This is a genomic window from Staphylococcus sp. EG-SA-10 (assembly GCF_017151945.1).
GTDB classification, from domain to species: Bacteria; Bacillota; Bacilli; order Staphylococcales; family Staphylococcaceae; genus Staphylococcus; species Staphylococcus aureus.
Map to the genome: position 1 here is coordinate 1 of NZ_JACVZJ010000014.1, position 15,603 is coordinate 15,603.

The following is a 15,603-nucleotide window of genomic DNA, read 5'->3' on the forward strand; positions in this document are numbered from 1 at the left end:
ATCAGAGAAGCAAGCTTCTCGTCCGTTCGCTCGACTTGCATGTATTAGGCACGCCGCCAGCGTTCATCCTGAGCCAGGATCAAACTCTCCATAAAAATTATGATGTTTGATTAGCTCATAAATACTATAATAATGTTTGTAACTAATAGTTACGTTTTTGGAATTAACGTTGACATATTGTCATTCAGTTTTCAATGTTCATTTTTCTTACCGACAAGAATTAATTATACATTTTATTAACATTTAAGTCAACAACTTTTTGAAATTAATTTTCGTTAGTAATTCAAGTTATTTCTTAAGTTGAGTTGTTTTGTTTGCCTCAACAAATAAATACTATACAGGCTTTCAAACTGCTTAACAACAGTAAAAATTACACCTTCACTATCCATTCTGAACGCTCTCATTCTAAAAATCGAACTTAAAGAAATTACAATTGTGAATAGTACGTTTTCTAAAACAAATAAGGTGGTTATTTTTATGAAAAGATAATAAAAAACCCGCAAAACAGAACGTTATTTTTTTACCAGAAATTAAAAATAAATTTACAAGTTTTAAATAATCTCTCAAAACACCGCTATACAGGCTGATTTAATAAGCTTTAGACCAAAGAAGTACAACTACTAAGCCAGCATCTATCATTTCAATTACAAAAGAATTTCATTTGCATAGTCATTAACCATCAACCGCATTTATCAAATTAATAACACCAACACACCATAACGGTATTCCTACTTCGATAATCCAATTCGAATCATTACTATTAAAAGTAACAAATCACAACCAACGGCTTGCTTCCTAAATATTCCCCACCCTCAGTAAAACTAGGTAAACCATGCCACCAACACACCACAAATAAAGTAGTACACCACACCATAAAAAAAGCCACAATGATTACACTGTGACTTTTCTTACTATAGTATTAAATTCAAAAATGTTTAATAGAAGACATTACATTTCTGTTCTACCTGCGATTGCTTTAGATAATGTTACTTCGTCAGCATACTCTAAATCGCCACCTACCGATAATCCTTGTGCTAATCTCGTCACTTTGATACCTATAGGCTTAACTAATCTAGAAATATACATGGCTGTAGATTCCCCCTCTAAGTTCGGGTTCATAGCTAAGATTAATTCGCTAACTTCATCGTTTTTCAAGCGTTCAATCAATGAAGGAATATTAATATCTTCTGGTCCAATTCCATCCATAGGCGAAATAGACCCATGTAAAACGTGATATAAACCTTTGTATTCTCTCATTTTTTCCATAGCTATGACATCTTTGTCATCTTCCACAACACAAATAACTGAACGATCTCTTTGCTTATCTTCACAAATATAACATGGATCATTTTCAGTAATGTGACCACATACGCTACAATATGTTAATTCTCTTTTAACATCTACTAATGCTTTGGCAAACTGAACAACATCGTCTTCTTTCATATCTAAGGTATGAAAAGCCAGACGTTGGGCTGTCTTTGGACCAATGCCTGGCAATTTCATAAAGCTATCAATAAGCTTTGATATAGGTTCTGGATAATGCATCTATGATCACATTCCAGGGATGTTTAAGCCTTGAGTATGTTTACCTAAACGTTCTTGAGTAAGCTCATCAGCTTTATTCATCGCTTCATTAGTAGCTGCTAACACTAAGTCTTGTAGCATTTCAATATCATCTGGGTCTACAGCTTCTTCTTTGATTTCAACGTCGACAACTTCTTTATGACCAGTTACAGTAACTGCAACCATGCCACCGCCAGCTGTTCCTACAATACGCTCTTCTTTAAGTTTTTCTTGTTCTTGAGCCATTTTCTTTTGCATTTTTTGCATTTGTTTCATCATTTGTTGCATGTTTCCGCCACCGCGCATATTCCATTTCCTCCTTGAAAATCAATAAATATTTATCAATAAAATGATGTTTCTTTCATTATACATACGATTATATCGCTTGTCATGTATCACTCTTCATCTATCACATGTACAGTTTCTTCACCGAAAAGATCTTTTGCTTTTTGAGCAATATCTGTTTGTTGCGCTTGTTGCTTTGGCATATCATCGCCTTCGTTTTTACGATTTTGTAAATACTCCGTTCGAACTCTTTGCCATTGATCTGATGGTACACCAACAACTTTAACGTTTTTATTAACGATATTACATACAACACTTTCTATACTACTACGTTTCTCGTCGTCTTTATTGACGATTTCACAATGGATCTCTTCCTCAAATTTCACAAGTACGTGATCTTCACTTGCCGCCACAGGTTCCGAATTTTGCAATAAACTAACGAGTGATTTTTTATCATTGTTTTTGGCATGGTCAATCACTTCTTGCCAATGATCTTTCAACAATTTGATATCTGCCTTATTCGCTTTATCTAGCACTTTTGCAATTTGTTGCATTGAAAATGCATTTTTAGATTTTTGTATGCCTCTCGCAGGCTTTTTCGAAGATTTTTGAGTAGGAGCCACACTCACTCCTTGTGCTTTTAGTGTTTTTAGTTCTTGCTCTAACTGTTCCATACGTTGCAACAATACGTCTGTGTTTGGCGATGAAGCAATTTGTGCTGGTTCAGCTACATTCGCAATCACTTGTGGTTGATCCTTAATCTGCTCAGCTAATTTTACTAACAACACTTCAAAATGAACGTTTTGATTCACACTAAAACGAATCGACACTAATGTATCATTAATAAGATCAATCATTTGATATAACATATCTAATTCTAAGTTCATCAGTGCTCGATACTCAGTATCTTTCTCAGATGTTTTATTCATAATCGTATCTCTGACAAAATAAATCATATCATTTATTAGGCGATTCACTTCTTTACCTTCTGTTATAAACTGATGATATTTTTTAAAAGATGCTTGTACATCACCTTGTACAATATCATCAAACAAGTGATCCAACGCTTCATCATGAACGCTACCCGTAACATTTAGGGCATCTTGTAATGTCAATGTGCCATCTCCGAAAGCAATAGCCTGATCCATAATACTTAATGCATCACGCATACCCCCTTCAGACGCTTTAGCGATAAATGCCAAGGCTTCATCTTCACATTCAATTTGTTGTGCATCTGCTACAAATTTTAAACGTTCAACAATTTGATCTAGGCTAATTGCTTTAAAATCAAAACGTTGTGCCCTAGAAATGATTGTTGGAGGAATTTTATGTGGTTCTGTCGTTGCCAATATAAAAATAGCGTGTGCTGGAGGTTCTTCTAACGTCTTTAAAAGGGCATTAAAAGCACCTGTTGTTAGCATGTGCACCTCATCTATAATATAAACTTTATATTTCGATTCACTTGGTGCATATTTAACTTTGTCTCTAATATTTCTTATTTCATCAACGCCATTATTACTAGCAGCATCAATTTCTATCACATCTGAATTAGTCCCCTGCGTAATGCCTTTACAAATATGACATTCATTACAAGGTTCTCCATCAGTGCTATTTAAACAGTTGATTGCTTTAGCAAACACTTTGGCAATACTCGTTTTCCCCGTACCTCTCGGACCACTAAAAATATATGCATGCGACTGTTTTTCTTTCGAAATCGCATTGCGCAATGTCTTCGTGACATGTTCTTGTCCGACGACATCCTCGAAACTTTGGGGTCTGTACATACGATATAAGGCTTGATAATTCAAGTTAGCACCTCCATAAACAATTACCTTTCATTATAGCATGATAATACCTTTACTTCTTAAATGAACAATTAATAAAAATGTTCTGGAAATTTTACGATTCCGTGTGGTGCATCCGTCAAATTATCCCATAAATATTTTACAAGTAACGGTGCATCACCAGATTCTAATTTAATGTCATGCTCAGCAGCATTTTGATAACCCAACTTTTCAAAGTAGTCAAAACAATGGTCTACAACAACCGTACTATACTCTTGCGCTTTAGCACGTTCTTCTACTGCTTGAACCAATCCACGACCTAATTTTTGTCCACGTAATTCAGGATGAACTGATAAAGAGGCAATCGCCAAACCATAATACGTCTTGTCATCACTATTAATTTCTACTTCAATTAATAAAACGTGTCCAACGACATCGTTATTTTCATTTTTCGCTATTACTTCTAATTCAAAATTATAGCAAGGAGATTTCCTTAAATGTTTCACTTTCGCACGTGCTTGCCAACTCATTTCAGGATTATCATCAAAACTTTCTTCAATACTATTTAAAGATTTATCATAATCTAACTCTGTTAAAGTACTTAAATATATTTGCATATGTCCTCCGTAGGCATTTGATTGTCAATAATCATAACGTATCTCATTAATAATTCTATTGTAAGATACTCCCCCTCATTTCACCATCATTTCTTTATCATCAAATAATAACTTCTTACTTTTTATATCCGTAAAAAATCATTCAAACTGCGCATCGATTTCACTTGAATCAAACTTCACATATAAAAAAGCTACTTCCCACAAACAAGTTCCACGTATAATACGCTGAATTGTCTTCAAGAAAGTAGCTTCTATAATTATATATTTTCAACTCTTAATAATCGGTTTAATATTTAAAAAAATAAAAAACCGTGCACCTAAGCATCGAACGTAATTCACGAACGTAACCAAAGTCGTTAGCTAAATCTCGGCTACCCTACGGCACATATGATGATCCACTTAATGCTGCTTCCGTCAGGACCTGACATGGTTCATGGGTTCATATTGCATAGGACCGAAATCTTCAAACACTACGTGCTTTGGGCAGACTTCGCAAAAATACGGCCTCAACAAAGGAATTAAGCCTCGCATAAAGCGGATTTCGAGTACAGGGAACCGCTACCTCCCCACCTAGCACGGCAAGATATATATTACTATATTTTAATAGTTAATTGCAAGTATAAATCATTTATATCATTGTTTACTTTATACGACGTCTTGAGAAGTCGTTAAATTTAAATTCATTTGCAAGATGTTTTGAAATATTATATTGAAACGGCATTGTATTTTCTAAATACACAATACTTCGAACTGTTGCTGAATAAGCCACCGATACATCACCAAACAATTGATATGCTTGTTCATCAAACGGTTCAAAAGTAATAGACTTACTTGAATAACTAATATTAAGATTTAATACCTTTTCCAAATAATCATAAATAGAATCACTCGCAACATCATTACCTATGTCTGAAACAATCGACTTTAGAAAATAATCTTCATCAACAATCTTCACATGTTGGTTAAGCCGACGAGTTCTAACAATATGAATGAGTGATTCACTAGAATTGATGTTTAAAGCATGTTGAACTTCTGGAACTTCATGCGCTTCAACAACCTCATTCACAACAACTTCAGTTAAATATGCGACACCCATTTCTTCTTGCATTTCTTTAAAACTAACAAGTTCAGAAAATGGAAACTCTGTAACCTCCTGATAAATGACAAGTGACCCTTTACCATGAATCTTTTGAATCATACCGTCTAATGCCAACAAATCTAATGCCTTACGCACGGTCTCTCGAGATGACTGGTACAATTGCACCAAATCATGTTCAGACGGAATTTGTTCACCATATTGAATCTGCCCGTTTAATATATCTTCTTTCAACGCCTCATAAATCTTCATAAACTTCTTTTGCTTCACCATATAAACGCATCCACTCAATTTATTTTACGCGTTTGTTTCGATTACAATTGCACCAAACCCGCTTATCGTATTATTTTCCACTGTACCTGTTTGAATCACAACACGACCTTCGCTAGCCAATCCTTCTGGCAAATCAACAGCCGATGCTGAGAAATTCGCAATTACTAGCCATTGTTGATTCTTATAATGACGTTCATAAACAAATAAATGATCATGATCCATAAAACGTGGCACAATGTCTCCATACGTAATAATATCATGCGTATGTCTTAATTGTATTAATTTTTGATACGTATAGAAAATAGAATCTTTATTCTGAAGTGCTTGTCTAACGTTGACCTGATGATAATTTTCCGAAATATCAATCCAAGGCTTACCAGCTGTAAATCCAGCATTAACATCATCACTCCATTGCATAGGCGTTCTCGAATTGTCTCGTGACTTCTGTCCTAAAATCGCTAACACATCCGCTTCAGCATGCCCTTCACTTAACAACTGATGGTAGGCATTAATCGATTCAACATCTCGATATTGTGCTATTGATGTAAAATGTGGGTCCGTCATACCAATTTCTTCACCTTGGTAAATATATGGCGTCCCTTGCAACATATGCAGTGCGATAGCTAACATTTTAGCACTTTGTATCCTCATCTCTTCCGACGTATCATCACCAAATCTAGACACTACCCGTGGCTGATCATGATTACACCAGAAAATGGCGTTCCATCCGCCACCGTCATAAATACCTCGTTGCCATTGCATCAGAATTTCCTTTAACTTATGAAAATCAAGCTTCGCATTTGTCCACTTTTCACCATCAACATAATCAACCTTTAGATGATGAAAATTAAAAACACTATTCAATTCTTGGCGTTCTGGCTGTGTATACTTAATACAATTTTCAATCGTCGTCGAAGACATTTCTCCTACAGTCATCATGTCAGTGTTACCAAACGTTTGACGATTTAATTCATGCAGAAACTCATGCACTCTAGGACCATCCGTATAAAATTCTTTACCTATTTTGTCAGAGTCCTTAAATTCACCTTTAGAAATTAAGTTAATGACATCAAATCGAAAACCATCAACGCCGAAGTCTATCCAATGATTGACAATGCGATATAACGATTGACGTACTTCCGGATTATCCCAATTTAAATCAGCTTGACTGACATCAAATAAATGTAAATAATATTCATCTGTCTCAGAATCATACTTCCATGCATTACCACCAAATTTAGAATGCCAATTTGTTGGCGGTCCGTCTTCAGATGATCTGAAAAAGTAATAATCTCTATAAGAGTTGTCTTTAGATTTACGGGCTTCTTTAAACCATTCATGCTCCGTAGACGTATGATTAATGACAATATCTAACATCACTTTCAAGTCTTTTTGATGAGCAACTTTGATTAACTTTTCAAAATCATCCATCGTTCCAAAGTCTTCATTGATTTCTAAATAATTGCTGATATCATAGCCATTATCATTCATCGGTGATTCATACACTGGTGTTAACCAAATATAATCAACACCCAATAACTTGATATAATCCAATTTTTCTATAATTCCGTTAATATCTCCTATACCATTCCCCGTCGTATCATTAAACGACTTAGGATAAATTTGATATACAACGGATTTTCTCCAATCTATTTCTTTCGACACACAATTACCACCTTATAACGTAATAAAGGACGTCCAAATAACGAACGCCCCTTTTTTATTTTATTAATCTTCAACAATTTCTTTCGCTTTTTGTTTACTAAAATGAGACATCACAATTGTTAGTATACATGGTACAACAATAGCAATAGCTGTCACAATAAGATATACTGGCCAAAATTCTTTTTGAATTGAAATGAATGCTGGCACACCACCAACACCAACTTTTCCAAGTACGTTATTCATACCAACGATTGCCCCCAATACACAAGACGTTGATATCGCAGCGATAAATGGATATTTCAGAGGTAAGTTCACACCAAACATAGCTGGTTCAGTAACACCTAACATACCAGAAATACCAGATGTTAATGCCAAGCCTTCTTCTTTAACCATTTTACGACGTTTATAGACAAACCATGCTCCAAATGCTGCAGACCCCTGACAAATATTTGAAATCGCAACGATTGGCCATAAGTACGTACCACCTAAACTGCTACCCATCAATTGGAAATCTACTGCTAAAAACATATGGTGTAGTCCTGTAATGACAAGTGGTGCATATAACAATCCATATATTGCTCCGCCAAGCCATCCTGCATGTTGGAATATAAATGTAACACCAGATGTGATACCTGTACCAATCAATAACGCAACTGGTCCAATGATAATAAATGCTAAAAATCCAGTAACTAAAAGCGCTACGGGTCCAACGACCAACATTTTTATCGAATCGTGAACGACTTTATTTAATCCTTTTTCAATTTTAGCTAGAACATAAGCTGCAATTAAAACAGGCAACACTTGACCTTGGTAATTCAACTGCTTAATCTCTAAGCCAAATAAGTTCCACGTCGGAATATTCCCTTTTGCCAAATCATACTGAGATACTAATTGCGGGTGCATTAAAATCAAACCTAAGACTAAGCCTAGAATCGGACTACCACCAAATACACGCATACTACTCCAGCCAATTAATGCTGGTAAGAAAATAAATGCCGTACTCGCAATCACATTAATGATGTTTGAAATATCAGCAATTTGTGGATACATCTCAATAAGTGCTTTTGGACCAAATAAACCTTTCATTGTAAGTAAATTATTGATCCCCATTAACAAACCAGCTGTCACAATCGCAGGTAATATTGGTATAAAAATATCCCCCAACAATTTGATTAAACGTTGTACTGGATTCCCTTTTTGCGCAGCTGCTTGTTTCGCTTCATCTTTCGAAGCTTCTTGAGCACCTGTTTCATCAATAAACTGCTTATACACTTCATCGACTGTTCCTGGACCAATGACAATTTGATATTGATGGTCTGCTTTGAACTGCCCCTTGACCAACGCGTTATTACTTAATGCGTCTTTATCAACTTTACTTTCATCCTTCAGCACTAAACGTAATCGTGTTACACAATGCGTTGCAGCTTCAAGATTTTCTTTTCCCCCAATAGCGGTTACGATGGCTTTTACATCTTCTCTTTTTACAGCCATATATTTCACTCCCTTAATGTCTTAAAACGAGTATAACTTGTCTAGACAAGTTATGTAAAGGCTTTCAACAAAATATTTTTATTTTGTCACAATTATCTGGGGTAGCCATTTCAGAAAATCAATGAGCCATAACGACATATGTAGCAATACCCCCTCGCTACAATTGTGTTATTAACAATACCTCACCACGCTCTCGCCATTATAAAGTGTAAATGCATGGCCAACCCCTAAATTGAAAAATGCATATCTACAAATAGCAAACTTGCCACACAAGCCATCCATCATATTTCACAAAACAAAAAAGACATTTAGCTGTGTATATTGCACAAGCTAAATGCCCTTCCAATCTCAATGCCTTATCATTTCTATTATCAAAAATTACGAGTCATTCAAAGTCATATAAAAAAGGTAAACACTCAAACTTTGAGTACTTACCTTTTTTATATATAGTATTTAATATAAATATTGATGGCGGAGGAAGAGGGATTCGAACCCCCGCGAGCCGTTAAGCCCCTGTCGGTTTTCAAGACCGATCCCTTCAGCCGGACTTGGGTATTCCTCCTAAACACAATATTTATCATATATGAACGTTCTGTAAAAGTCAATATTGTTTTTAAGCATTACATGATTACCACAAATCATTGTCTTCCACTACAGTTGACCTATAAAACGAATGTAAAAAATCACTACTTATAATTAATCCATTTGTTGTCTTACAAACCTTTGTTTTTAGGTTACAAAGATGGCATGTGACGTTGATAGATACTAGATTATTTCAAACTCGATTCAGCATGACACAACGTCAACGTAACCACCATTTCCATACAAAGATTATACACAAACTTTACTCGCTAAATACTGATCTACTGCTTTCGCTACGCCTCTACCTTCTTTAATTGCCCATACAACTAAACTTTGACCACGTCTAGCATCTCCAGCAGCAAATACCTTTTCATTATTAGTTTGATAGTTTGTATCATCCGCCACGATTCGATTTCTATCCGTTTTAATGTTAAAAGCATTCGGTACTGTTGGTTCTGTACCTTCGAAGCCGATTGATAATAATACAAGGTCAGCAGGCCAAAATCTTTCAGGTCCTTCTTTCATGACCATACCATTTTCGCCTTGCTCTAAAATTTGAGTATACAAACCACGTATGTGTCCTTTATCGTCAACATCGTAACGCATTGTTTGAACACCATATGCACGTGGTTCCTTACCAAACTTAGCTTCGTACTCTTGGTGCGCATAGTCCATTTTAAACACCGGCATTGCTAAAGGCCATGATGCATTTTCTGTAAACGTAATTGCTTCTGGCAATTTCGTATATTTATTAAATTGAACAATCGATTTACAATTTTCTCTTAATGCTGTCGCTACACAGTCTGCCCCTGTATCACCAGCACCAATGATAATGACATTCTTATCTTTTGCAGTTATTGTTATATCATCAATTTCTCCATTTAACAGTTGCGTTTGTTCAGTTAAATAATCCATAGCGAAATGTATACCATCACCCATGCGTCCTTCTAAAGGTAAATCTCTACCTTTTTGTGCACCAGTACATAATATAATGGCATCATACTCAGATTCTAAAGTTGCTTTATCAATATCAACGCCTACTTCAACACCATTAATGAAAGTAATGCCCGCTTCTTCCATTAACTTAATACGACGTCGAACCACATCTTTATCAAGTTTCATATTCGGAATACCATACATTAATAAACCGCCTGATTCTCTAGCACGTTCATAAATAGTTACTTGATATCCTAGTAGATTAAGTTCTTCAGCAGCAGTTAATCCTGCTGGACCGCTTCCAACGATTGCTACTTTTTCATCTCTACGGCGACTCGGAACTTTCGGCGCTACCCAACCATTTTCAAAAGCTTCATCAATAATTGTGCGTTCAATACCTTTAATCGCAATCGATTCTCTATTAATCTTCATCACACAAGCACTTTCACATGGTGCAGGACATACACGCCCTGTAAAGTCAGGAAAGTTATTTGTTTCGCTTAAGCGTTCATAAGCAGTTTTAAAATCTTGATGATACACTAAGTCGTTCCATTCAGGAATGTAGTTTCCAATTGGACAACCTATTGTTTCCCTACCATACTGTTGTCCGGTTTGACAAAACGGCGTTCCACAATCCATACATCGTGCACCTTGGATAGAGGCATCTTCTTTAGTAAATCGTTGTTGATATGCTTTATGATGCTTCAAACGGTCTACCAGTGATAATTCACCTAAGTACTGTTTGTCATACTTCATAAATCCTTTAAATTCACCCATCGTATCTCCCCCTTTCCTTAATACACAACGGCTGGTTTATGTTTAGCGTCGATTGTTTTGCTGTCATCGTAAAATGCAGCTAACATCGCTTCATCTTCATTGTCATGTAATGATTTGTGCAAATGAATTTTTTGCATCATTAATTGATAATCTTTAGGAATAACTTTAACGACGACATCTTCAATGCGATCAAAGTGTTTTAACACATGAATCGCTCTCGTACTATTCGTATGTGACACATGTTCTTCCAGCATTTGCTTAATGAATGCTTTTTCTTCTTGGTGTTTAATCTTTGTAAACGAAAGCGTATCTAGTTGATTATTTTCAACAAAAGCTTCTACATCAGACGGGATAACGTAAGCAATACCACCACTCATACCTTGACCGAAGTTCTTACCTACATCACCTAAATTAATGACATGTCCACCAGTCATGTACTCTAATCCATGGTCGCCGATACCTTCAACGACAACATCTACACCACTATTTCTAATACAGAATCTTTCTCCTGCACTACCGTTAATAAATGCCTTACCACCTGTCGCACCATAGAATGAGACGTTACCAGCAATAATTTCATTTTGTCGTTCTTCAAAAGGCGCTTTGACAATGACCGTACCACCAGATAATCCTTTACCAACATAGTCATTCGCATCTCCAGTATGATGAATCATTAAGCCTTTCGGTGCATATGCTGCAAGACTTTGACCAGCATGACCATTCGTATAAAGATTAATTGTATTTTCAGGAAGTCCTGCTTCTCCATATTGTTTCGAAATCTCACTACCTGTAATAACCCCTACATCACGTTGTTCATTATTTACTGTAAAGCTACCTGTATAGCGACGTCCTTCAGCAATATATGGCTTCGTTATCTCATATAAATTTGTTAAATCAAATCCATGCTCAAGATTATGATTTTGTTGAATTTCTTTTGTGTTTGGCCCATCGAAAGGACATAACAGTTTTTCAACATCAATACTAGCCGCTTTGCTATTCGCTTTTAATGTTGATGATCGTTGTAATAAATCAGTTCTTCCAACTAAGTCTTCTACACGTTTCAAACCTAAAGATGCTAAAATTCCTCTTAATTCTTGTGCAATAAAATGCATAAAATTAACAACATGATGTGCTTTACCTCTATATAAAGCACGTAAATCTTTGTTTTGAGTTGCAACTCCTACTGGACATGTATCTTTATGGCATACACGCATCATAATACAGCCCAACACCACTAATGGTGCAGTTGCAAATCCAAATTCTTCCGCTCCAAGCGCACATGCGTACGCTACATCTTTACCAGTTAATAACTTACCGTCTGTTTCTAACTTAACACGACTTCTTAAGTCATTTAGTTTTAATGTTTGATGTGTTTCTGCTAAACCAATCTCCCAAGGAACACCGGCATGCTGAATACTCGTTTTAGGTGAAGCCCCTGTACCACCATCGTAACCACTGATGACAATTTTATCTGCAAATGCTTTTGCCACCCCAGATGCAATGGTACCAACACCTGTTTTCGAAACTAATTTTACCGCGATATCTGCATCTTTATTCGCATTTTTCAAATCATGTATCAGTTGCGCTAAATCTTCTATTGAATAAATATCATGATGTGGCGGTGGTGAAATCAGACCGATACCTGGCGTTGACCCTCTTGTCTTCGCAATCCACGGATATACCTTAGTACCAGGTAATTGACCACCTTCACCAGGCTTTGCACCTTGCGCAACTTTAATTTGAATTTCTTTGGCATGTTGTAAATAATCACTAGTTACACCAAAACGTCCAGAAGCAACTTGTTTAATCGCACTTACTTTGTTGCTTCCATCAACTTGTACTTCATAACGTTTTGCATCTTCGCCACCTTCACCACTATTACTCTTTCCACCTAATTGGTTCATGGCTTGTGCTAACGTTTCATGTGCTTCCGCTGAAATCGATCCATAACTCATCGCCCCTGTATTAAAGCGTTTGACAATGTCACTCACCGGTTCAACTTGGTCGATGTCAATCGGTGTACATGCTTTAAATTCAAGTAAATGTCTAATATGATCTGTTCTATTTTTGTTTACCGCTTCAGAGTATGCTTTAAATTGCGCATAGTCATTTTCTTTACATGCGTGCTGCAATAAGAAAATAGATTCCGGATTAAAAGCATGATGTTGACCTTGTTGTCTCCATTGGAATGTACTACCTGATGCAAGATAATTATCATCACTTTGTTGACGTGCTTTATTTTCAGCATCGATTTGATCAATCGAAATACCAGATAACTTAGACTGTGTTCCAGTAAAATAACGATCAATCACACCATGAGACAAGCCAATCGCTTCAAATATTTGTGCACCTTGATAACTTTGCACTGTCGAAATTCCCATCTTCGCCATTACTTTAATGACACCTTCCGACAATACATCCGTATATGTCTTAACATTATCGACAACGGTGCCTTGTAACCCTTCTGTCAATGTCAGTTGTTCAACTGTACGTTGCGCTAGGTATGGCACAATTGCATTCGCGCCATATGCTAGTAAACAAGCAACATGATGCACTTCTCGTGTCTCACCAGATTTAGCGACTAAACTTGTAGACATACGTAAATCTGCTTTAATAAGTAATTGATGCACATGACTTATTGCGAGTAACATCGGCATTGCAAAGCCATTGCCATCAACTAATCCACTATCATCTAACACTAGAATTTGAGCGCCTTGCTTTACAGCATCCACTGCTTCTCGGCCTAATGCTTCTAACGCATCTTCCAAATCCCCTTCATATACCGTTGATAAATATGTTAATTTAAAATGCTCCTGATCAATCGCTGCTAAGTGTGATTCATTCAATACCGGTCTCTTCAATTGAATTCGATCTAAAACCGTTTCGTCAGGTGCTAATAAGTTACCTTCGCCACCTAAATAAGAAAGTTCACTCGTTACGATTTTTTCACGATACGCATCAATTGGTGGATTCGTTACTTGTGCAAACAGCTGTTTAAAGTAATTAAATAGTGATTCTGGTCGCTCGTTCAACACTGCAATTGGCGCATCATATCCCATTGCACCGATAGGATCCTTCTTACCTTCTACAAGTTCCTGAATATACTTATGAATCTCTTCTTTCGTGTATGCAAATTGACGTTGTAATTTAAATAACGTTTCATCTGTCCATTGCGAATCTTGATATTGTATATTTTCAAAATCAAAATCAACTTTATGGTTATCAATCCACGCTTTATATGGTAATTCTCCGGCAATCGCACCTTTTAAATCATTATTTTCAATGACTTTATTCTGTTTAAAATCAACAAGCAATAACTTTCCAGGATTCAATTGACCTTTAAAAGCAACATTACTTTCAGGTACGTCCACAACACCCACTTCAGATGAAAAGACAATAAAGTTATCTTTAGTAATCGTATAACGACCTGGACGTAATCCATTTCTATCTGTAAGCGCGCCAAGTTTGTCACCGTTACAGAACGAAATCATTGTAGGACCATCCCACGGTTCCATTAAAAAACTATAAAATTCATAAAACGCACGTACATTTGCATCATTCGCTTCATTATATAACCAAGGTTCAGGTATGAGTAACATTGCTGCCTTTTCTGGCTCCATGGCTAACGATAAGAACTCTAGCGCATTATCTACAATGGCAGAGTCACTACCATCCTCATCGACAATTTGAAACACTTTATGTTGATCCTCGCCAAATAATGTTTCGATTAATTTATGTTGGCGTGCTCGCATCCAGTTCACATTACCTTTTATCGTGTTAATCTCACCATTATGCATTAACATACGGTTAGGATGCGCCCTTTTCCAACTCGGGAATGTATTCGTACTAAATCTCGAATGAACTAACCCTAGCTTTGATTGATATAAATCATCCGATAAATCTGTATAGAGTTTTTTAATTTGGTCTGATCGTAACCAACCTTTATATACAATTGTTTTGCGTGATAAGCTCGTAAAATATAATTCTAAATCGCACTGAGTCGAATAGAACTCTAATTGTTTTCTCGCTAAAAACAAACGCTTTTCAACATCTTCAATGTCCCTAATATCAATAAACACTTGTTGAATGACTGGCATCGTATCTGCTACATGTTTAGCAATGGCATCTTTATTAACTGGTACATTACGATAACCAAGAATTGATAACCCTTCGCCTTCAAAATATTTTTTAAAAACTACTTCATGTTCAGAACCTAAAATGCGTTCTTTGGAAAAAAATAACCCCACGGCATATTCACCTTCACCTGGGATATCAAAGTCCGTTACATGTTGTTTGAAAAATGCAAAAGGTATTTCAGTCATAATACCTGCGCCATCACCAGTGATGCCATCTGCGCCGACCCCGCCCCTGTGATCTAAGCGTCGCAACATTTCAAGCGATTTATCAATGATGTCGTGAGACCTTTTATTGTCCATATTCGCATAAAAACCAATACCACACGCATCATGTTCCTCACGATAGTCATATAAGCCTTTAATTAATTTCTCATTGTGCATGATGCACACCCCTTTTT

10 protein-coding genes, 1 tRNA gene, 1 rRNA gene, 1 other RNA gene and 1 pseudogene are annotated in these 15,603 nt (G+C 36.3%); all 14 read right to left on the reverse strand.

Annotation, left to right across the window (positions count from 1 at the left end):
• A 16S ribosomal RNA gene (locus tag IDG45_RS09810) occupies nt 1-95 on the reverse strand; the annotation flags it as partial.
• A gap of 549 nt (nt 96-644) precedes the next feature.
• A pseudogene (locus tag IDG45_RS09815) lies at nt 645-741 on the reverse strand (hypothetical protein).
• 207 nt (nt 742-948) lie between these two features.
• Nucleotides 949-1,545 (reverse strand): recombination mediator RecR, encoded by a 597-nt coding sequence (gene recR / locus IDG45_RS09820; RefSeq protein WP_000559156.1) that lies wholly within the window; start codon nt 1,543-1,545, stop codon nt 949-951.
• 6 nt (nt 1,546-1,551) lie between these two features.
• Nucleotides 1,552-1,869: a YbaB/EbfC family nucleoid-associated protein gene (locus tag IDG45_RS09825; protein WP_001213992.1), complete on the reverse strand. Its 318-nt coding sequence runs from the start codon at nt 1,867-1,869 to the stop codon at nt 1,552-1,554.
• A gap of 89 nt (nt 1,870-1,958) precedes the next feature.
• Nucleotides 1,959-3,656, reverse strand: a complete 1,698-nt coding sequence (gene dnaX, locus IDG45_RS09830) for a DNA polymerase III subunit gamma/tau (RefSeq protein WP_031927435.1) — start codon at nt 3,654-3,656, stop codon at nt 1,959-1,961.
• A gap of 68 nt (nt 3,657-3,724) precedes the next feature.
• Nucleotides 3,725-4,249 carry a GNAT family N-acetyltransferase gene (locus IDG45_RS09835; RefSeq protein WP_001167821.1) on the reverse strand — a complete coding sequence of 175 codons (525 nt, stop codon included), beginning with the start codon at nt 4,247-4,249 and terminating at the stop codon, nt 3,725-3,727.
• A 138-nt stretch (nt 4,250-4,387) separates the two neighbouring features.
• On the reverse strand, nt 4,388-4,489 hold the full coding sequence (locus tag IDG45_RS09840; protein WP_014936987.1) for a hypothetical protein: 102 nt from the start codon (nt 4,487-4,489) through the stop codon (nt 4,388-4,390).
• Between the two features lie 69 nt (nt 4,490-4,558).
• An RNA gene (gene ffs, locus IDG45_RS09845) (signal recognition particle sRNA large type) lies at nt 4,559-4,828 on the reverse strand.
• A 61-nt stretch (nt 4,829-4,889) separates the two neighbouring features.
• On the reverse strand, nt 4,890-5,618 hold the full coding sequence (gene treR / locus IDG45_RS09850) for a trehalose operon repressor (RefSeq protein WP_000240627.1): 729 nt from the start codon (nt 5,616-5,618) through the stop codon (nt 4,890-4,892).
• Between the two features lie 24 nt (nt 5,619-5,642).
• Nucleotides 5,643-7,283 carry an alpha,alpha-phosphotrehalase gene (gene treC, locus IDG45_RS09855; RefSeq protein ID WP_000031519.1) on the reverse strand — a complete coding sequence of 547 codons (1,641 nt, stop codon included), beginning with the start codon at nt 7,281-7,283 and terminating at the stop codon, nt 5,643-5,645.
• A 63-nt stretch (nt 7,284-7,346) separates the two neighbouring features.
• A complete protein-coding gene (gene treP, locus IDG45_RS09860; RefSeq protein ID WP_000279377.1) occupies nt 7,347-8,774 on the reverse strand; it encodes a PTS system trehalose-specific EIIBC component in 1,428 nt (475 codons plus the stop codon).
• 469 nt (nt 8,775-9,243) lie between these two features.
• Nucleotides 9,244-9,336: transfer RNA gene (locus tag IDG45_RS09865), tRNA-Ser, on the reverse strand.
• A gap of 269 nt (nt 9,337-9,605) precedes the next feature.
• Entirely contained in the window at nt 9,606-11,069 is a 1,464-nt protein-coding gene (gene gltD, locus IDG45_RS09870) for a glutamate synthase subunit beta (protein ID WP_000503590.1), read from the reverse strand.
• Between the two features lie 17 nt (nt 11,070-11,086).
• Nucleotides 11,087-15,586: a glutamate synthase large subunit gene (gene gltB, locus IDG45_RS09875; RefSeq protein ID WP_206171613.1), complete on the reverse strand. Its 4,500-nt coding sequence runs from the start codon at nt 15,584-15,586 to the stop codon at nt 11,087-11,089.
• Nucleotides 15,587-15,603: the final 17 nt, after the last annotated feature.

Excerpts from the sequence above, each read along its gene's own strand:
- IDG45_RS09835 (WP_001167821.1), bottom strand. The coding sequence starts at position 4,249 with ATGCAAATATATTTAAGTACTTTAACAGAGTTAGATTATGATAAATCT.
- recR (WP_000559156.1), bottom strand. The coding sequence starts at position 1,545 with ATGCATTATCCAGAACCTATATCAAAGCTTATTGATAGCTTTATGAAA.
- treP (WP_000279377.1), bottom strand. The coding sequence starts at position 8,774 with ATGGCTGTAAAAAGAGAAGATGTAAAAGCCATCGTAACCGCTATTGGG.
- treR (WP_000240627.1), bottom strand. The coding sequence starts at position 5,618 with ATGGTGAAGCAAAAGAAGTTTATGAAGATTTATGAGGCGTTGAAAGAA.
- IDG45_RS09825 (WP_001213992.1), bottom strand. The coding sequence starts at position 1,869 with ATGCGCGGTGGCGGAAACATGCAACAAATGATGAAACAAATGCAAAAA.
- gltB (WP_206171613.1), bottom strand. The coding sequence starts at position 15,586 with ATGCACAATGAGAAATTAATTAAAGGCTTATATGACTATCGTGAGGAA.
- gltD (WP_000503590.1), bottom strand. The coding sequence starts at position 11,069 with ATGGGTGAATTTAAAGGATTTATGAAGTATGACAAACAGTACTTAGGT.